This window comes from Planktothricoides raciborskii GIHE-MW2 (assembly GCF_040564635.1).
Classification (GTDB): domain Bacteria; phylum Cyanobacteriota; class Cyanobacteriia; order Cyanobacteriales; family Laspinemataceae; genus Planktothricoides; species Planktothricoides raciborskii.
The window spans coordinates 4,646,623-4,665,863 of the sequence record NZ_CP159837.1 but is presented as its reverse complement, the minus strand read 5'-3'; the positions used below and the strand labels follow the sequence as shown (position 1 = coordinate 4,665,863).

Below are 19,241 nucleotides of genomic sequence, written 5' to 3'. Positions count from 1 at the left end.
CGAACCCCGCAATATCTGTGGTCTATTCAATCGAAAACCGCCGTATGCAAACCAGCAAAAATTGGTTATGTGAACTTCTCGATTTCTGCTGGTTTGCCCTATTTATTCGGGTCTTTGCGTCATGCCATCCGGCACGCTTCGTGATCGGCCAAAATGCATCAATTTGCCTTCCGTCCGGCTTCACATTGATAGTTTTACCCTTTGTCTGATGCCATAAAAAAGAGGATTTTTAACCCAAATAGGCTTGTCTTACCCGGTCATCATTCAACAAATCTGAGGCTTTTCCCGTCAGAGTAATGCGACCGGCTTCTAACACATATCCCCGATGAGAAATTTGCAGGGCTAAATGGGCGTTTTGCTCAACGATCAGAATCGTAACGCCGAGGTCGCGCAGATTTTGGATAATCGAGAAAATTTCCCGCACAATCGCGGGGGCAAGACCCAGGCTAGGCTCATCCAATAGTAACAGTTTCGGTCGGCTCATTACCGCACGTGCGATCGCCAACATTTGCTGTTCTCCACCACTGAGAGTTCCTGCTAGTTGATGGCGGCGTTCGGCCAACCGGGGAAACACTTCAAATTGTCGAGAAATATCGGCCTTGATTTCTGCGGAATTAGAATGAATATAAGCGCCTAATTCCAAATTATCTAGCACCGTTTGTCTGGCGAGCACTCGCCGTCCTTCAGGGGAATGGGCAATGCCGAGTCTGACCACTTCATGGGGGGGACGACGGGTAATATTTCGCCCCTGATAAATAATCTCACCGCTGCGAGGATTGACCAGTCGAGAAATTGCCCGTAAGGTGGTACTTTTGCCTGCACCATTAGCCCCAATTAAAGTCACCACCTCACCCACGTTAACGGTGAGATTGATACTTTGCAAAGCTTGAATGCCGCCGTAGTTAACAGAAAGGTTGTTAATTTCTAGGAGCGGGATTAGTTTTTCTGGTTGAGCTAAGTTGCTGGTTTGATCTATATTCATTTGTGATTTTAAATCCTCATTCATCACCCAAATAAGCTTCAATTACAGCCGGATTATTTTTGACTTCACTGGGTTCACCTAGAGCAATCAATTGACCAAAATCTAAAACGGCAATTCGGTGACATAACCCCATCACCAACGGGACATGATGCTCAATCAAAATCACCGTTAAATTAAACTGGTGGCGAATGTCTCGGATAAATTCACTTAATTGATGCTTCTCGTTGGGATTCATGCCCGCAGCGGGTTCATCTAATAGGAGGATTTGCGGTTCTAAGGCCAGGGCACGGGCAATTTCTAGGCGACGCTGATCGCCGTAAGCAAAGTTTTTGGCTTTTTCTAAGGCGCGATCGCCTAATCCCACTAAATTCAGTAATTCTAAAGCCTTCTGTTTGGTTTCTTTCTCGTCAGTAGGAGTTGGCGGCAATCCGAATAAACCCCTGAAAAGAGCCGTTGCCTCAGAGGTGTGGCGACTTTTAATATGCCGACCAATCATCACATTTTCCCAGGCAGATAGATCGCCAAACAGACGAATATTTTGGAAGGTGCGGGCAATGCCTTTAGCGGCAATTTGATCAGCCCGTAACTGAGTAATTTCTTCCCCTTGATAAATTAGCTGTCCACTAGACGGCGGCACCAGCCCCGTAATCATATTAAATAAAGTGGTTTTTCCCGCCCCATTGGGGCCAATTAAACCAAAAATTTCGTTGGCATTGACGGTAAAAGATACCTGATTCACTGCTACCAGCCCCCCAAAATTCCGGGTCAGACCCTTGCTTTCTAAAAAAGGGTGACTGTTAGATAAGGGTGGATCTGTTTTCGTGATGGCTACGTTTTCGCTGGTCATGGGTCTGGTTTAATTTCGTGTTTTAGACTGTGCTGCCGTCTCTTGAATAAGTCTGGCGTAACCAGACCTTGAGGAAAGAAGATGGTTCCTAAAATAATCAGTAATCCGAAAAAGATTAGGCGACCATCGCGGAGGAATTGGGCTAACCAGAGGGGTAAGTTTGGGGTATCGGCGATCGCCCGCAGGATCTCTGGTAAAGCGGTAAATACCATCCCGCCTAACACTGGCCCGACAAAAGTTCTGCTGCCCCCAATCAACACAGAAGTCAAATAGACAATACTGGCATCAAATGTACCTTGACGGGCGTTCCAGGTATTGAGAAAATGGCCACTCAATGCACCCACAATTCCCGCCAAGATTGCACCCAGGGTAAAAGCTAATACCTTATAGTAAGTTGGGTTAATGCCCATTGCCCCCGCCGCCAGTTCATCCTCCCGGATGGCGATGAAGGCTCGTCCCACGCGAATTCGCTCTAGGCGGTAGAGTATCACCATAGTAATCAGCAGTAAAGGCAGCGCCACCCACAAATACTCAATGGGTGTGGCAAAAGGTTGGGGGATGGCAAAAATCCCGACTGCCCCTCCGGTGATTTCTAGGTTGAGGGAAATAACCCGCAGGATTTCCACAAAGGCAATGGTGGCGATCGCTAAATAGATTCCTCTTAGCCGCAGGGCGGGAATTCCCACCAAAAGACCCAATAACCCAGACACAAAGGCGGCAATCAGCATTTCCAATAGCAGCAGATGAATCGGAAACAAACTATCACTGGAGGGAAAAACTTGAGTAGATAAAATTGCCGCGATATATCCGCCCAAGGCATAAAAACCAGGACTAGCCAAAGATAGCTGTCCGGTCATCAGTGGCAAATACAGGGATAGCCCTAGCAATGCCCCTAGTACCATTGAGACGATGAGCGGCCCGTAAGTGTTGAAAAAATCAGCCATTGATTCTATTGATTCTATTGTGTAAATTTTCTTCAGAGAAGCCTGGGCAAATTTTAAACTTTCTGGTTTAAACTTTCTGGTTTAAACTTTCTGGTTTAAACTTTCTGGTTTAAACTTTCTGGATCAACCTCCGACCCAATAAACCTTGAGGTCTAACCAATAGCATAATAAACAGAATGCCAAAAGCCACTGCATCCTTATAAGCCGAGTAATCTGCGGGCACAAACGCCTCCGCTAATCCAATCACCAAACCGCCCAACACTGCTCCCGGAATACTGCCTAACCCTCCGAGTACAATCACCGCTAAACCTTTTAATCCAAAGGCAATGCCAAAATAAGGGCCAGCAATGCTGACACTCGATCCCACCAAAGTTCCGGCGACCCCAGCCAAGAAACTACTGATGAAAAAGGTCAGAACGATAAAGCCGTCTGTATTAATTCCTAATAAATTAGCCGCGATCGGATCTTCGGCAACTGCCCGCATTGCCTTGCCATATTTCGTGTAATTAATAAAATAGGTCAAAATGGATAAAATCACCACAGAAACCCCAAAAATTACCACCTGAACACTGCGAATCGGAATCGGTTGCTCCTCTGTACCAAAGTTAATCGCTGCGGGTAAATTTCCATAGGTATTTCCGGGAAATGTATAGTTTTCTGCCCCGACTAAATATTGAATCAAATTGACGATGACCAAGGCCACACCCAGGCTAGAAACAACCGTCAGTAAAGAATCAGCCCCTTTTCGCCGCAACGGACGGAAGGCAAGGCGCTCAATCCCAACCCCGACTAAACCCGCCAGAATACTCCCTAGAATTAAGGCAATAGGAAAGGGTAATTTGATTGGCAATTGGCTATTGGCCAACAATCCATTAAAGCCAAAGGCATTTCCCATAATCGCATAGGTGAAATAGGCACCGAGGGTAAAAATTGCCCCATGTGCAAAATTAATAATCCCCAAGATCGAGAAGATAAGGGTGTAGCCCAAGGCAAAGATGGCATATACACTGCCGATGGATAAACCGTTAAGAAATTGCTGAAAAAATAGGGTGATGTCCATTGATATTTAAGCTTCAAAGGTTTAATTTGCTGTAAAACTTCCTAATCGCGTCTCTAGAATCTGGTAATCATTTGGTTTTAACCGAATGGAAGCTATTACACAGGGGTTTTCACCTCTGTCGGGTGATTGGGTGTGCTTGATTTGGGGTGCAATATCTTGCAACCGACTGAAATCAATCTTCAGCTATCAGCAGTCAGCAGGGGCGAATAATTTTGGCAGTAAGGGCGCGATTTTTACGGCAGATAAGTTATTGCTTGAACGCTCATATTTATGGCCGAAAATATCACGCCGTTACATGGTAAAATTCTGAGTAAAAATCAAAATTTTTAGCACATAAGCTTCGCCCATACAGTATTCTATTGATCGGAAAACCGCAGCAAAAACCCGACAGTTGTTGGCACTTTAATATTGATTAACTTAACTATTACTTAACTATTTCAGAGGCACAAATTTACCGTTGCTTCCATCGGGTTCTACTTTGAGTTGTGATACATAAAATTGCTGCTGAACTACATCGCCAACTGGGGTAAAAGAAATCTCCCCAATGGGAGTATCGTACTTACCAATTAGGACTTGTTTATTTAGTTCTGTCCGTAGTTGCTCTAAAGGTACTTGGTTAACGGGATTTTTTTGATCGAGTGCGGTGAGAGATTCTACAAATACCTGAACGGCTGTAAATGCTTGGGCACTAAACTGAGGCGGTTCTTTTTTGTACTGATTTAGGTAAGTCGTGCGAAAAGTTTGGTTAATTTCTCCCGGATGTTCGGGACTGTAGGCTTGAGCGACAATCACGCCATTACAAAGATCCTTGCATACGGCAAAAATATTGGAGGTGTTAAATCCATTTCCGCCAACAATCTGTCCTTTATAACCCAGTTCTCGCAGTTGCCGCACCAAGTTGCCGCCATCGGTGGTCAAGCCAGAAATAATAATTAAATCTGGTTTAAGATTGATGACATTCGTGGCTTGGGATTGGAAGTCTGTGTCTGTGGTTTGGAACTTTTGTACCGTGGCTAAATCAAGTTTTAAATCTTTGACAACTTGCTGAAATATTTCGCTTTCTGACTTGCTAAAAGCATCATTTTGGGCATATAAAACCGCAACTTTCTTGATATTGGGGTTGATCTTCAGCGCTGCTTTCAGTGAATTGGGGGCAACGATCGAAACGGGTGCGGAAACACGGGCAATATAATCCCCAATTTCCGGAATGCCTTTGGCGGTATTCGAGGCAGCAACCACAGGCACTTTGGCTCGTTCGGCGATCGGATCGGCGCTAAAAGCCTGTTGGGAAAGAGTTGGCCCAACAATGCCAACCACTTTATTTTGAGTAATTAAAGTTTGAAAGGCATTGATCGCCCCCGCTTCCTCTCCTCCTGTATCCTGAATAATTAATTTAATCGGTTTCCCATTGATTCCGCCTTTGTCATTAAAATATTTCTCAGCAATTTTGGCTCCTTGAATGCCTTCTTGACCAATCAAAGCTACGTTGCTGGTTTGTGCCAAGGCAATGCCCAGGGGAATAGTATTTGATGTAGAAGTGTTGTTAGTTTGAGCGCAGGCTGTCAGCAGGAGAGCGAGAGTACCAAATAAGGCTGAGGTACAAGCGGTATGCTTTTTCATAAACTGCCAGAGCAAATATAAGTATGTGTATGGCTATCTTACATCCCACATTCCGCACATCTTCATATATCGTTACATATCTTAACTCTATTCAGGATGTTTTTACGAAAAACTGCCATTACAGGAATACTTAATAATGAAACTTCTCAATAGCTAATTTTTATGAGAAAATTTATTACAATTATTCATATTATGGGCAATGAATCCTGATAACTAGAATGCTTACAGGATAAAGATTACAAGCGATATATTAGTAAAAATAATTCATTAAATGTTAAGAAGTGCGGAATGTGGGTTACATTAAAGTATGCTGGAAAAATGGTTCCAAGTGCCTGTGTCTGAAGTTTTTTTACGGATTTGCTGACTTTGGCTCCCCGGTTCCCCGGCTCCCTCGCTTCTGGGCTCCCTGGCTCCCCGATTAAACTTTATCAGATATATGATCGGAAATCCCCTGTTGATGGCGAATTGGTAAGGTAATCAAAAATTCAGATCCTTGACCAGGTTTAGAAACACATTCTAGCAAACCCCCATGCTGATCTACAATAACTTGATAGCTCACAGCCAAACCCATTCCCGTTCCTTTGCCCACAGGTTTTGTCGTAAAAAAAGGATCAAATATTTTGGAGATAATCTCTTCAGTAATTCCACAGCCATTATCATAAATTGCCACTTGAACTTGCTGAAGATTTTCAGCAAACTTAGTTTTAATTTTAATCATGGGATTGGCAACCATTTCTAGAGCATCAATAGCATTACTCAAGATATTCATAAATACCTGATTCATTTTGGCAGCATAACACTCAACCAGCGGTAAATTCTGATAATCTTTAACCAGTTGAATTTCTGGACGATTGGCTTGGGGCTTAAAGCGATACTGGAGAATTTTTAAGGTATTTTCTAATCCTTCTAGCAAATTCACGGACTTTAAATCCGCTTCATCTAAGCGGGAAAAATTACGCAAGTCTAAGATAATGCTTTTAATCCGTTCCGCCCCATATTTCATCGATTGGAGGATTTTTTTCAGGTCAGAAATCAAGAAATATAAGTCAATCTCCTCAATGGTTTCAGCCAGCGCTTCTGTCGGTTCGGGATATTCTTGTTGATAGGCTGAAATCAAATTTAGCAGGTCTTCAATATAATCGAAAGCGTGTTCCACATTGCCATAAATAAAGGTGACGGGGTTATTGAGTTCGTGAGCAATTCCCGCAACTATTTGCCCCAAACCCGCCATTTTTTCGCTTTGAACCAGTTGAAGTTGGGTGACAGAAAGTTTTTCCAAGGTATCTTGTAATTCTTGCATTTTTAGCTTGAGTTCGCGATCGCGTTGTTGGATTTGTTCCGCCATGAAATTAAACCCTTGGGCTAGTTGGCTTAATTCATCACGAGAGATCACCGGCACTCGGATAGTGAGATCGCCATCCGCTAACTGTGTGCTGGCATCAGTGACTTTTTTAATCGGTCGGGAAATTGCCCCAGCAATTAAGTAACCCATCGTAGAGGCGATCGCCACTCCCAGCAAAGAAAAAATTCCCACGGCGATCCATAACCGTCGCTGTGACTGACGCAAACTCTGAAGCGGACTCAGTAATAATAACTCTAATTTTGTATTAGCCAATCCATGTATTACGATAGGTTTGGCCATATAAGGTTGCTGGTTAATATACAGTTCTTGAGTCTTTGGGCGTGAAGGGAATATTTTGGGGGAATCGCGATTTTTACCGTTTAACACATTGTGCCATTGAATCTGATTCCCATTGGGCAACGTAGAGGCGATTTGCTGTTGCTGATGCAGCGCGACAATATCTTTATCTAGTCCTTCACTAATCTCTTTTAACAAATCATTACTAATGGCATGGCCGACAATAACTCCACCCACGATCCCTTCCTGGGATTTAATCGGTGCGGTTCCCACCAAAACATAAACCACCGGGCTTTTTGTGGCAATCATGCTTGATAAATTGACTCCATGAATTGCCTGGGAAATCGCAATTTGATCGAAGAGAGTCGCATGGGTCAACAGTGGCACCCGTAAATCGATCAACTTATTCCCGTCTTGATCTACAATCTTAATCAAATCTAAAGACAAAGAGGTTTTTAACGGTAACACATTCTGCAACAAATCTGGCGTGTTTTCTGATTTTATTGCTTCAATTATTTGATGGTTTTCTGATATTAAACGAGCATGAATCTCTAATTGATTTTTGGTTTTTTCAAAATCTCTAAAAATTATTTGACCTAAAGCTTCTATTTCATCACTTTTCTTTTCTTCTAAACTTCGTGAAAAGTAATAGCCAAAAGCACTCGATCCTAAAAACCATGTGGCTAAAAACATCACAATAAAAGGCAGGCTAATTTTCTGGCGGATTGACATTTGCGAATAAACCTGATTTAGCCAAAACCGCCGATGATTATTCTTATTGGCCTCGCCATTGGGTTCAGAATCCTGGTCTTTATCGGATGACACGGTGATGGGATTGCCTGTAATTGGATAATTTTTTAGTGACATTACTTGAATTTCTCCATCTATTTTTATCGGCTGTTTTGAGGTCATGGCTGCTGAATCACTGCATAGCCAGACGAGGCTAATTTTTTCTGTCCTATTTCACTGAAAATATAGTTAATAAAATCTTGCGTAACTGGGTTAGGCTGATCCGGGAAAACCATGCCAATTGTGTACAATAACTCATATTTACCCTGGGCAATATTTTCTGGAGATGCAGAAATGCTATCAATGCTTAAAATATTTATATACCCTTGGGAAAATTCCTCGGTTTTGGCCACGGTGCCGATGCTATAAGGTGTGCTTAACAAAGCTTTAATAATTTGATCGTCTTCTGAAAAAACGATTGCCCGGTAATCTATTGTAATATCGCCTAAATAATGCTGCCGCAATAACTGCTTGTCTGCTTCATCTTCCGGTAAATCCAAGAGGATAATTTCTGCATCAGGTCCGCCGACTTCTTGCCAGTTATTAATCTGCCCACTGTAGATGCCTTTAATTTGTTCCGTGGTCAAATTTTGAATAGAGACAATTTCATGGGTTGCCAATAGCATCGGACTATGAGCGATCGCTCGGTATTGAATCGTAGAATCTTTTTCTGACTCTGTTAGTTCTCGACTGGTTAACCCAATATCAATCACTCCATCTTTGACCCCTTGAACCCCACCACTGGTTTGACTTGACTGAAGAAATTTAAAGTCGATGGTTTTCTTTTCTGCTGCATAAGCTTCCGTCAAAATTTCCATCACTTCATAAGCCTCTGACGAACCGCCAATTTTAATGGTTTGCCGATCGCCTGTTATAGGTTCACTTTGGGTGCAACTGGTCAAGACCAGCATTGCCCCCACTACCAACCCACTGATCCAAACAAATTTCATCTCGTAATATCCTCTAAAAAAGGTTGTAATTCTAAGGCTTTTTGCCGATAAGCGATCGCTGCTTGCCCTTGCCCTTGATCTGCCAATAATTTGGCTAAATTCCAGTAAAGTCCCGCTAACTTTGGTTGTAATTTTATCGCTTTTTCATAACAAGTGATCGCCGCTTGTCCCTGACCATTTTGGTAATACATCGTGCCTAAATTCGCTAATGCCTCAACAAAATCAGGATTTAGCGCGATCGCTGATTCATAAGCCCGAATTGCCGCCTCAATTTTTCCGTTCCCCTGCAATACATTGCCCAACAATTTATATCCTGGTGCAAAATTAGGCTGCATCCGAATCAATTGCTGACAAATCGCCAAAGCTTCGCTTAATTTTCCTTCACGAAATAATTGTTCACCCTGCTGACATAACTTTAGCTCATCCGTTACCCCCTCCGCTTTTTGGGGTGTAGGGTGTAGAGTGTAGGGTGTAGGGGGTAAAGACCGATTTATCCTATCCGTTGCCATATCCGCTGCCACCAATGATTGCAACCAAGTCACCCACTCTTCGGCCCGGACATCCCAAGTACAAGCCTGATTAACATAGTCCACCATCTGACGCAGATGGGCTTCCTGACTCTGATAATTCCGCAACACCGCCAAAGTTGCCGCCACAAACCTTTCACCATAAGCCTTCCAGTCTTGCCGCTGGGAAAATCGCCAATCCCGGACGGCGGAAAACCCCTGAACATCGGCCACGGACACCAAAGAAGCATATCCGGCAGTGGTTTCGGGTAAAGCGGCTAAATCACTGGTGACAACATGGCAACCACTAGCCATTGCTTCCATCACCGCAATACAAGAAGTTTCCTCAAAAGTATTCGCATAAGCTAACACGGAAACCGATCGCAATTCTTGGGCTAATTCCGGCTGAGAAATCGAACCAAGATACTCCACTCCTGCCATTTGCCGACATTGATTATAAAGAGTACCATATTCTGATTCATCCACGGATTGCGGCAGTTGATAAACTTTTTTACTGGAAAACACTTTTAACCGAGTACCGGGATAAGCTTGGCGAATTTTTGGGAAAATATCTAACAGTAAGTCTAAGCCGCGAAATGGGGTACTGGTATAAGCCAAGATGGGCGGTTCTAACTTATGCTGAACAATGCGATCGCCGCTGTTAAATTGTTGGGCAAAAGCTGGGGCGATCGCATTCCTTAAAACCGTGGTTTTTTCTGGGGAAATGGCAAAAGCCTCAAAAAAGCGATCGCGCTGCCAACTACTCACAAACGCCATCCCATCATAGACCGCTTGCTCATTTTTATCTTGCAATCCTTGCATCACACCCAGACTGGGAACCTGTTGCGTCCATAACACCAACCGAGTATGTTTTGCTAAAATTTGTCGTAATTTAATTCCGGCACCAGCGTGACTTAAAACAATCACCACATCCCAGGAGTTTACGACAGATTGATAAGCAGAATTAGGGGCAAAAACTTGCTGAAAAGGTAAACAATTCACTCCCAGGGATTTAGTCTCCTTACTAATCCCATTTAATAAAAAAACTTCATGGCCTAATTTCGCTAAAGCTGCCGCTAAATAACATAAAGCGGATTGGGAACCTCCCAAAGGCATTTTATAAGGGCTATCTATTTGGTATTCCCAATCAGAAAAATCTAAAAAGGCAATTTTCATTTTACTTTCTGCTTGAAATTTTCTATCAATTATGTTTAATCTGGGAACGGGGATCCCCCCTCTTAAAAAGCTAATCTTGTAGAGGTTTTTGCCGGCTCGGAAAAATCGTTATTTCGATAGGTTCATCTGGGGGTGCGGGGCGACCACTTCGGGGAGTCCCTGCCAACCTGGAAGTGCTATATATAAACCCCTACAAGATTAGCTTAAAAAGGGGGGCAGGGGAGCAGAGGAGCGGAGAAGCCGCCATCGAGAATTTTTCTCCTCTGCACCTCTGCAACTCTGCACATCTGCACCTCTGCTTTCTTGTTCCCTATTCCCTATTCCCTGTTGCCTCAAACCTTCCAACCAATCCACCCATTCATGAGATCGCACCGACCAAGTAAACCCCTGATTAATATAATTAACCATTGCCCGAAGGTGCGATTCATCAAGCTGCTGAAGTGCTGAAATTACCCCATTGGCAAATTGGATTTTATACCTTTCGCGGTCAGGAGTAATCGGAATTAACCGCGCAAATCCGGCGGTAGTTTCTGGCAATGCCCCCAAATCAGAGGTGACAATATAGCAACCACTAGCCATTGCTTCCATCACCGCAATACAAGAGGTTTCTAAATAAGTATTAGGATAGGCTAAAACAGTGACTTTTTGTAACTCTTTGGCTAAATCTTTTTGGGGAATAGCCCCAATATATTCTACTCCCTCTATTTCCTGACATTGACGATAAAGTTCACCATAATTTTCCTGGTCAGCGGCATCACTGACATGATAAACTTTCATACTAGAAAATACTTTGAGACGAGTGCCTGGGATGGCTTGGCGAATGCGGGTAAAAATCTCCAATAATAAATCTAATCCCCGAAATGGGGTACTGGTATACGCCAAGATGGGCGGCCAAGTTTTTTGAGATAAAATATGAGATAAAATATGGGATAAAATATCGGGATTTGGCGGAAATAATCCCGTAAACGCTGGGGCGATCGCATTTCTTAAAATCGCCGTTTTTTCTGGGGCAATGGCAAACTCCTCACAAAAGCGATCGCGCTGCCACTCACTCACAAAAGCAAACCCATCATACATTGCCAATTCTGCGGGATTTTGCAATGCCTGCATATCTCGATTATGGTGAGTATGTCCCGTCCAGAGAATTAACTGAGTCTGTTCGCTAAGGTGAGAGCGCAATTTTGCCCCATATCCAGCCAAATTCAACACCACCAAAGCATCTAACCCTTGAAGTTTTTCCGGATCCAAATTCGTCAAAGGCAGGGGCAAACAGAGTACCCCACGAGAGATCCTGGGGGTCTTGCTATGATTCAGCAAAAACACCTCATGGCCTTGACTTGCCAATTCTTCTGCCAAATAACACAAAGCAGACTGAGAACCGCCGAGAGGTTGTTGGTAAGGAGTTTCAATCGTATAATCACAGGCGATCGGGTCAGCAAAAGCAATTTTCATCAGTCAAACATCTACATTTCCGGTTATTATATACTGATTTGTGCATTAAATTCTCATTGTAAATCGATGTCACCTCTAAATCACTCCATCTTTGAAACAGAATTTTTACCCCAAAATCATCAGGCGATCGATGCTTATTTTGGCTCATTTTTCGGCTTACTGCGACGTTCCTTAGTTGCGGGAGGATCTGAATTTGGGGTAGGCATGACCTTGTTTTCCTTAGCGGTAAGTATTCGCGCCGCATCCATCATCGAAATCGGACGATTCAAGGGATTTTCTACCTTATCATTAGCCAGTGCTTTAAAATTTATCGATATTGGTTGGCAGGAACCAGCCCAACATAAACAACGACCGGATAGTAACTATGAAAAATTAGAAAAACCCCAAACTAGAAAATTATTTTCTATTGACCCATTTCCCACTCAAGAAGCCAGAGACTTAATTAACGAAGCGCAACTGAATCAATATGTAGAATTTATCGATCGCCCCTCTCAGACTGTCACCGTTCAAGGACAAGCGGACTTAATCTTTATTGACGGCGACCACAGCTATGAAGGCTGTAAAAGGGATGTAGTTCAATATACCCCATGTCTAAGACCTGGTGGATATTTTATCTTACATGATTATTTTGGCTGGTATGATGCCCAGAAGCAAAACAATTCTCCCGTCAAAAAAGTAATTGATGAATTAATCGAGCAAAAAATATATCAACATATTTTAATCGATACAGGTTATCAGGGTTTTGTCATTTTCAGAAAATCTAATCCCGCCATTGATTAAATGTTGATTAAATGTTGCCTTTTCTCAAGATGAATCTCGCTTTAGGGATATGTAACCCTTGGTTTACCCCGGAGTAAAAAAAATTTAAATTAACTTACCCTAAAGGCATATAATACCCAAGGTTATGAGAATTTAATCGGATTAATCGGAGTATTTACTATGAGTACAGCAACAGATGCGGTCACATTAATGAAACAACAAGTGGGCAAAGCAGCGGCGGATCGGGTAAAATCTGGTTCCATCGTCGGACTGGGAACAGGTTCGACTACTGCTTATGCGATTCAGTATATTGGGGAAAGAATTCAGTCCGGGGAACTGACTGATATTAAAGGGATTCCCACCTCATTTCAAGCGGAAGTGCTGGCGAAAAAATATGGCGTTCCTTTAACCACTCTTGATGAAGTGGATCATATTGATGTGGCGATCGATGGTGCCGATGAAGTGGATCCAAACAAGAACTTAATTAAAGGGGGTGGTGCCGCCCATACCCGTGAAAAAGTGGTGGATAGCCTCGCCGATCAGTTTATTGTGGTGGTTGATAGTTCCAAACTGGTGGATAAACTGGGTTCGACATTTTTGTTACCCGTGGAAGTGCTGCCCATGGCAATGACCCCGGTCATGCGGGCGATCGCCAAACTTGGGGGCAAACCGGAACTACGGATGGGCATCAAAAAAGCAGGCCCCGTGATCACCGATCAAGGCAACTTTGTCATTGACGTAAAATTTGACAAAATCGATAACCCGGCTGAATTAGAAAAAACCCTGAATAACCTGCCCGGAGTATTAGAAAATGGCCTATTTGTGAATGTTACTGATGTGGTCTTAATTGGCGAAATCAAAGATGGCCAGCCCGTAGTCAGAGAAATGTAAAAATTAGTCTTTTGACTGCCCCCTTTTTTAGGTGGGTTGGGGGGATTCCAGCAACCAGAAACCGGGTTTTTACTATTTTTCCCGGCAATTCTGGATAAAGCACAGAAAAAACCTGGTTTATTATGTTTGGGGAATATGCGATCGCCTTTCTAGCAAATAAAATAGCGATCTCTTCTTGGCACAGAAACCAAGTAGACAGAAACCGGGACTCGATTTTTTGCGGCCACAGTTAACTGTTAGTTCCACCAAAAAAAACCCGGTTTCTTTTCCGGGGGAAAGAGGCGATCGCTTCTCTTATATCATGTCCGTTTAATCAGTTATAATTAAACCCCCATTTCAAGCCACCACTGAAAACCAGTTAATCCTTGAATTAAATCGGGCTGTTTTAATAAACTTTGACAACGGTCAAATAAGACATCTTCTAAATCATCCAGACTCTCAAAAGATTGGTTAGCAATGGGTTCATTGACTCAGGGTCATAACCTTTCCGCCGGTTGTAATTCCGGTGAATAAGGAGGTAAAAAAATTAAATGTAGTCCCACGGGAATTTCTAAATCCTGACTCCGATGCCATCCGGCTTGATCTACTGCTAACACAATCTGTTTGTCCCGACCGACACCCAATTCCCGGGCAAAATCCGCACAATTGAGTGTTCACTAATGGAAGAATCCACCAGTAGGTTTCTCCCGTTAGAGGACGAACAAAACCATACAACCATAACCACTTAAATTTCCAATTGACATTAGCGATCGGTCTTTCCCCTCTTGAAGCAAGGGGATGTCGAAATCAAACGACACACCTTGATACAACCTGACAAATCACCATTCGACGGAGACTTTGTTTACTGGAGTACCAGGCGAGGAAATGATATAGAAACCCCTACAAGAGTGGCAAAACTGCTGAAAAAGCATGCATGGTAAATGTCCATATTGCGGACAATACTTCACAAGCAGCGACCTGCTAGAAGTAGATCACATAAACCATTCCCAAAAGCAAAGGCGGGTTCGATGAATAGAAAAACCTGCAATTGTGTACGCACACTGTCACGACTTAAAGACAAGATGTGACGGCAGCGCCCAAGGATATCAGGAGGAAGAATTACCACTCTGGTAGTCGTACCTATGACCGCCAACGTCAACATAGGTAGGAGCCTATTGCCGTGAAAGTGGCACTTAGGGGGTTCTGAATGGGAGGTGGGAGGAGTGATTCTCCCATCGACCCCTAATCCACTGGAGAACTATTTACCGTAAGAGCCTTAATTGATAAGAACATTAATAATGAATATGAGCCGATCGCGATCTAAGTCTGATTTACCGGAAAAAATCTGTGTCGTGTGTCAACGTCCTTTTAGTTGGCGGAAAAAATGGGCGGATTGTTGGGATGAGGTGAAATATTGCTCTGAACGGTGTCGGCGGCGTCGTTCTCAGGCATCATCTTTCAAGGACGAACCGCCACCGAGATGATGGCAATGATGGCAAAAAAATAATGAATGTCACCGAGAACACGGTAAAATGGGCTATCGCAAGATTTAAAACATTCCTCAAAAGATTAACCCATGTCAACTGGTCAGGTGCAACCCAAGCTAATCATTCACGGTGGGGCAGGAAGTTCTTTACAAGGAAAGGGAGGCGTAGCAGCGGTGCGCCAGTCTCTTTACAAGGTTCTCGGTGAAGTTTATCAGATGCTAGAAGAGGGTGCCACTGCAAAAGAGGCCGTCGTCCACGGCTGTCGGATGCTCGAAGACGATCCCCGTTTTAATGCCGGGACTGGTTCCGTTCTCCAATCTGATGGTCAAATTAGAATGAGCGCTTCATTAATGGATGGGCTAACTCAAAAATTCAGTGGGGTGATTAATGTCTCTCGGCTGAAAAATCCCATTGATTTGGCTCAGTTTCTACAAGCAAGTCCCGACCGTGTGTTGTCCGATCATGGCGCTGCCTATTTATTACGAGAATTAAATATCCCCATCCATGACCCCTTGACGGACTTACGCTTGGGCGAATGGATCGAAGAACGCAAAGATAATTTTTCGCGGACAATGGCGAATGTGGTGGCAGAGAGTAAACCCAGCGAAGCCGGTCGGGGGACAATTGGCGTGGTTGCCTTAGATAACCAAGGTCGTCTCGCTGCGGGAACTTCCACCGGGGGTAAAGGATTTGAACGGATTGGTCGGGTGAGTGATTCGGCTATGCCTGCGGGAAATTATGCCAGTCCTCATGCAGCGGTGAGTTGTACCGGCATTGGGGAAGATATTATTGACGAGTGTTTGGCGGCTAAGATTGTGATCCGGGTAACGGATGGGTTTTCTCTGAAACAAGCTTTTGAGCGGTCTTTTGCAGAGTCTCACGAGCATCAGCGCGATTTAGGCGCTATTGGCATTGATGCGACAGGGGCGATCGCCTGGGGGAAAACTTCTGAGGTGATTTTGGCCGCGTTTCACGACGGTCAGCGCATGGGAGATAGTTTAGAAATGGGCAAAGATACTCAGGTTTTCTTGGCCTAAAAGCAAAAAAGTATAACCAAAAAAAAAGGACACGGCGAAAGCCCGTGTCCTTACAGTCAAAGAATCCCTACCCAACAATCAACAACCAACAGGGAACAGGGAACAGGGAACAGGGAACAGAGAACAGTGGTGCAGGGGTGCAGGGGTGCGGCTGTAGGGGCGATCCCCCCGAGGTCGCTCCGGAGCGGGGGTGCGGGGGAGCCGCAAATCGAGCCGCCAATCGAGCCGCCAATCGAGCCGCCAATCGAGCAGAGGAGAGAGTGAATAGTGAATAGTGAATAGTGAATAGTGATACTTATTTTGTACGGGCGTCCTTGCGAAGCCCATGCCGTCAGGCTATATGGCCATTCGCCCCTAGGACTTTTCAATGCATCACTTTTCACTTTCCCTACCCAACAACCAACAACCAACAATCAACAACCAACAATCAACAACCAACTAATCTTTTTTTAAGGGTTGCCAATTCGCGATCGATGCTTGACGGGAGCGAGCGATCGCCAAAGCGTTATCCTCCACATCTTTGGTAATGGTCGATCCTGCGGCTACGGTGACATTTTCTCCCAGGGTGACAGGGGCCACCAGCACGCTATTTGCCCCGGTTTTACTGCCGTCACCGATAATGGTTTGATGTTTATTCACCCCGTCATAGTTGGCAGTAATGGTTCCCGCACCGATATTCACTCGTTCGCCCAAGGTGGCATCTCCCAGGTAAGAAAGATGGGCTACATTGGTGCGATCGCCCACGGTACTCTTTTTAATCTCCACAAAATTACCGACCCGGCAACCTTGACCAATTTTCGCCTTACCCCGCAAATGGGCATAAGGTCCAACAATGCTGTCCGCAGCTACTTGGCTATCGGTGATGACCGAATACAAAACCCGGACATTTTCACCAATTTCACTATTTTCAATGAGACTCCCAGGCCCGATCCTCGCCCCAGAACGAATCACCGTATGACCCCGGAGGTGGGTTTGAGGTTCAATAATTACATCGCGATCGAATTGCACCGTATCATCAATGGTGATACTGTTCGGATCGACCAGGGTGACACCGGCTCGCATCCAACGATCTTTGAGGCGTTCTTGTAAAATGCTGTAAGCGTTCGCCAACTGTTTGCGGTCATTAATCCCCAAAATTTCCTGATAATCGGCCACATCTACCGCCATCACTGGAGCCAGAAAATTCACCGCATCGGTTAAATAATATTCTTGCTGGTCATTGTTCGCCTTTAAATCTGGCAAAACCTTGGCCAAAGCAGGCCAATTAAAGCAATAAACCCCCGCATTAATCCGGCGATTTTGCTTTTGTTCCGGGGTGCAGTCTCGGTCTTCAACGATTTGTTGCAGGAAATTATCGCGATCGCAAAATACCCGGCCATATCCTTTGGGGTCTGGCAACTGTGCGGTCAACAGCGTGGCCGCATTTTTATGGGTAGTGTGAGTTTCCAGCAGCATTTTAATGGTTTCTGGTTGCAACAACGGCACGTCCCCATTCAAAACCAGTAAATCTCCCTCAAATCCTTGCAAGTGGGGAAGTAGTTGCTGGATGGCATGACCTGTCCCGAGTTGCTCGGTTTGTTGCACAAATGTTAAGGGAGGTAGTTGTCCCGACTGCTGCTGCCGGGAAAATCTCGCTTCACAAACCGCTTGAACCAATTCTCCTTTATATCCCACTATGACAAAACAATGGGATGGCTCAATGTCCGAGGGCTTGGGGGATAATGCTTGCGGGCGCAAGCATTGCGCCCCTACTTCTAACACTCTTTCTATGAGCGATCGCCCTCCCAACTGATGTAAAACTTTGGGCAGATCAGACTTCATGCGTGTCCCTCGTCCAGCCGCTAAAATTGCTACTGCTACCATGCTTTTTTTTCTTTTATTTTTTTGGGGATCTCTACATCAGGAGATTTTACCATTGATTGTTATTCGTTATTTGTTGTTTGTTGTTTGTTATTATTTATTGTTTATTAGTTATTGGTTATTATTTGAAGAGGAGAAACAACAAACAACAAACAACAAACAACTATTTAACTCGCTAAGGAGTGAATTTCTGCACTCACTTGGAACATAAAATCTCTGAACTGTTGCATCAGTTTAGGATTTCGCCAACCTTTATCGGTTTCCTCCTGCATAATTTCCAAAGCGGTTTGGGGAGAGAACGCTTTTTTATACGGTCGTTCACTGGTTAAGGCATCGTAAATATCAATAATTTGAAAGACTTGAGCTAAATAGGGAATTTCATCACCGATTAAACCATCGGGATAACCACTTCCATCCCAGCGTTCATGGTGGTGGCGAATAATGGGAATCACCCCTCGCATTGTTCGCAGAGGTTTACAAATTTTTTCCCCAATAATCACGTGCTGTCGCATAATCACCCATTCTTCCTCTGTGAGGCGACCTGTTTTCAGCAGCACTGAATCAGGAATCCCCACTTTGCCAATATCGTGGAGATAACCGCCCCACATTAAATCCCGAATTTGGTTGCGGGGCAAACCCAGATATTCCCCAAATTCTTGCCCTCGTTCTACCAGCCTTTCGCAATGGTCGCCGGTATTCGGATCGCGGCTTTCTACGGTTTTGGCAATGGAAAATAGGACTTTCTCCGCATGGTCGAGGTCTTCGTTTAGCCGTTTCTGTCGAATTAGGGATTTGACTCTGGCAGAAAGTTCTAAATGGTCAAAGGGTTTGGTGAGAAAATCGTCTCCTCCCGCTTCGATCCCTCGGATGCGCGATCGCCGGTCATTGAGGGCGGTGACAAATACAATCGGAATTAACCGAGTTCCTTCGCTTTGTTTTAAGTGGCGACAGACCTCAAATCCGTCCATTCCCGGCATCATTACATCCAGTAAAATTAAATCTGGATTGGTTTCTTTGACCTGTGCCAAGGCGGCAGGGCCACTGTCTGCTTCTAGAATTTCATAGCCTTCCACAGACAATAAAGCCATTGCGGTCATCCGGCTGGCTGGATGATCGTCTACCACTAGAATTTTAGATCGTTCTGTCTCAAGAAAGTTCACTTTGAAGCACCTTTTCGTAAATATGATACAATCTTTTATAGCGCACCACTTGTTGTCAGTTTGTTGGCCGTAACAAGAAGGTAGTTACGCTTTTGTCTACTTG

The 19,241-nt window shown here is 44.2% G+C and carries 15 protein-coding genes and 1 pseudogene; 4 read left to right on the top strand and 12 right to left on the bottom strand.

From position 1 onward, the window contains the following. Positions 1-229: 229 nt before the first annotated feature. The 9 genes from ABWT76_RS20095 to ABWT76_RS20055 all read right to left on the bottom strand — a co-directional run bounded on the left by ABWT76_RS20095 (position 230) and on the right by ABWT76_RS20055 (position 11,965). Complete coding sequence (locus ABWT76_RS20095) at positions 230-982, bottom strand: ABC transporter ATP-binding protein (protein WP_354634857.1); 753 nt, start codon at positions 980-982, stop codon at positions 230-232. A 16-nt stretch (positions 983-998) separates the two neighbouring features. Further along, the gene (locus tag ABWT76_RS20090) at positions 999-1,829 is read right to left on the bottom strand and encodes an ABC transporter ATP-binding protein (protein ID WP_054465255.1); all 831 of its coding nucleotides are present in this window, start codon (positions 1,827-1,829) and stop codon (positions 999-1,001) included. Then, entirely contained in the window at positions 1,826-2,773 is a 948-nt protein-coding gene (locus ABWT76_RS20085; protein ID WP_190877291.1) for a branched-chain amino acid ABC transporter permease, read from the bottom strand. The genes ABWT76_RS20090 and ABWT76_RS20085 overlap by 4 nt, the downstream gene beginning before the upstream one ends. 109 nt (positions 2,774-2,882) lie before the next feature. Then, entirely contained in the window at positions 2,883-3,833 is a 951-nt protein-coding gene (locus tag ABWT76_RS20080; protein WP_054465257.1) for a branched-chain amino acid ABC transporter permease, read from the bottom strand. 432 nt (positions 3,834-4,265) lie between these two features. Next, complete coding sequence (locus tag ABWT76_RS20075; RefSeq protein ID WP_190877289.1) at positions 4,266-5,453, bottom strand: ABC transporter substrate-binding protein; 1,188 nt, start codon at positions 5,451-5,453, stop codon at positions 4,266-4,268. Between the two features lie 418 nt (positions 5,454-5,871). Next, a complete protein-coding gene (locus tag ABWT76_RS20070) occupies positions 5,872-7,959 on the bottom strand; it encodes an ATP-binding protein (protein ID WP_354634856.1) in 2,088 nt (695 codons plus the stop codon). A gap of 41 nt (positions 7,960-8,000) precedes the next feature. Next, complete coding sequence (locus tag ABWT76_RS20065; RefSeq protein ID WP_054465259.1) at positions 8,001-8,831, bottom strand: substrate-binding domain-containing protein; 831 nt, start codon at positions 8,829-8,831, stop codon at positions 8,001-8,003. Continuing rightward, the gene (locus ABWT76_RS20060) at positions 8,828-10,513 is read right to left on the bottom strand and encodes a glycosyltransferase family 4 protein (protein ID WP_354634855.1); all 1,686 of its coding nucleotides are present in this window, start codon (positions 10,511-10,513) and stop codon (positions 8,828-8,830) included. Before ABWT76_RS20060 ends, ABWT76_RS20065 begins: the two co-directional genes overlap by 4 nt. A 198-nt stretch (positions 10,514-10,711) precedes the next feature. Beyond that, a complete protein-coding gene (locus ABWT76_RS20055) occupies positions 10,712-11,965 on the bottom strand; it encodes a glycosyltransferase family 4 protein (protein ID WP_354634854.1) in 1,254 nt (417 codons plus the stop codon). A gap of 66 nt (positions 11,966-12,031) precedes the next feature. Between ABWT76_RS20055 and ABWT76_RS20050 the strand changes: the two genes are divergently transcribed. Together ABWT76_RS20050 and rpiA are read left to right on the top strand one after the other, a co-directional pair. After that, positions 12,032-12,745, top strand: coding sequence for a class I SAM-dependent methyltransferase (locus ABWT76_RS20050; protein ID WP_354634853.1), 714 nt, complete (start codon positions 12,032-12,034; stop codon positions 12,743-12,745). 159 nt (positions 12,746-12,904) lie between these two features. Continuing rightward, positions 12,905-13,615 (top strand): ribose-5-phosphate isomerase RpiA, encoded by a 711-nt coding sequence (gene rpiA / locus ABWT76_RS20045; protein ID WP_054465262.1) that lies wholly within the window; start codon positions 12,905-12,907, stop codon positions 13,613-13,615. Positions 13,616-13,938: 323 nt separating this feature from the next. Here rpiA and ABWT76_RS20040 read toward each other — a convergent pair. Beyond that, positions 13,939-14,371: pseudogene (locus tag ABWT76_RS20040) on the bottom strand (transposase); the annotation flags it as partial. 527 nt (positions 14,372-14,898) lie between these two features. Between ABWT76_RS20040 and ABWT76_RS20030 the strand changes: the two are divergent. After that, positions 14,899-15,078, top strand: coding sequence for a DUF2256 domain-containing protein (locus tag ABWT76_RS20030; protein ID WP_072160690.1), 180 nt, complete (start codon positions 14,899-14,901; stop codon positions 15,076-15,078). A 92-nt stretch (positions 15,079-15,170) separates the two neighbouring features. After that, a complete protein-coding gene (locus ABWT76_RS20025) occupies positions 15,171-16,118 on the top strand; it encodes an isoaspartyl peptidase/L-asparaginase (RefSeq protein WP_054465263.1) in 948 nt (315 codons plus the stop codon). Positions 16,119-16,556: 438 nt separating this feature from the next. On the opposite strand, the gene glmU is transcribed toward ABWT76_RS20025, so the two are convergent. Next, positions 16,557-17,981, bottom strand: coding sequence for a bifunctional UDP-N-acetylglucosamine diphosphorylase/glucosamine-1-phosphate N-acetyltransferase GlmU (gene glmU / locus ABWT76_RS20020; RefSeq protein WP_054465265.1), 1,425 nt, complete (start codon positions 17,979-17,981; stop codon positions 16,557-16,559). Positions 17,982-18,145: 164 nt separating this feature from the next. Beyond that, positions 18,146-19,138, bottom strand: a complete 993-nt coding sequence (locus ABWT76_RS20015) for a two-component system response regulator (protein ID WP_054465266.1) — start codon at positions 19,136-19,138, stop codon at positions 18,146-18,148. Between the last annotated feature and the right edge of the window lie 103 nt (positions 19,139-19,241).

Bases quoted from the DNA above. Each gene is read 5' to 3' on its own strand.
- ABWT76_RS20070 (WP_354634856.1), bottom strand. From the start codon at position 7,959: ATGTCACTAAAAAATTATCCAATTACAGGCAATCCCATCACCGTGTCA.
- ABWT76_RS20095 (WP_354634857.1), bottom strand. From the start codon at position 982: ATGAATATAGATCAAACCAGCAACTTAGCTCAACCAGAAAAACTAATC.
- ABWT76_RS20080 (WP_054465257.1), bottom strand. From the start codon at position 3,833: ATGGACATCACCCTATTTTTTCAGCAATTTCTTAACGGTTTATCCATC.
- ABWT76_RS20085 (WP_190877291.1), bottom strand. From the start codon at position 2,773: ATGGCTGATTTTTTCAACACTTACGGGCCGCTCATCGTCTCAATGGTA.
- ABWT76_RS20030 (WP_072160690.1), top strand. From the start codon at position 14,899: ATGAGCCGATCGCGATCTAAGTCTGATTTACCGGAAAAAATCTGTGTC.
- ABWT76_RS20055 (WP_354634854.1), bottom strand. From the start codon at position 11,965: ATGAAAATTGCTTTTGCTGACCCGATCGCCTGTGATTATACGATTGAA.
- rpiA (WP_054465262.1), top strand. From the start codon at position 12,905: ATGAGTACAGCAACAGATGCGGTCACATTAATGAAACAACAAGTGGGC.
- glmU (WP_054465265.1), bottom strand. From the start codon at position 17,981: ATGGTAGCAGTAGCAATTTTAGCGGCTGGACGAGGGACACGCATGAAG.
- ABWT76_RS20065 (WP_054465259.1), bottom strand. From the start codon at position 8,831: ATGAAATTTGTTTGGATCAGTGGGTTGGTAGTGGGGGCAATGCTGGTC.
- ABWT76_RS20090 (WP_054465255.1), bottom strand. From the start codon at position 1,829: ATGACCAGCGAAAACGTAGCCATCACGAAAACAGATCCACCCTTATCT.
- ABWT76_RS20025 (WP_054465263.1), top strand. From the start codon at position 15,171: ATGTCAACTGGTCAGGTGCAACCCAAGCTAATCATTCACGGTGGGGCA.
- ABWT76_RS20060 (WP_354634855.1), bottom strand. From the start codon at position 10,513: ATGAAAATTGCCTTTTTAGATTTTTCTGATTGGGAATACCAAATAGAT.
- ABWT76_RS20075 (WP_190877289.1), bottom strand. From the start codon at position 5,453: ATGAAAAAGCATACCGCTTGTACCTCAGCCTTATTTGGTACTCTCGCT.
- ABWT76_RS20050 (WP_354634853.1), top strand. From the start codon at position 12,032: ATGTCACCTCTAAATCACTCCATCTTTGAAACAGAATTTTTACCCCAA.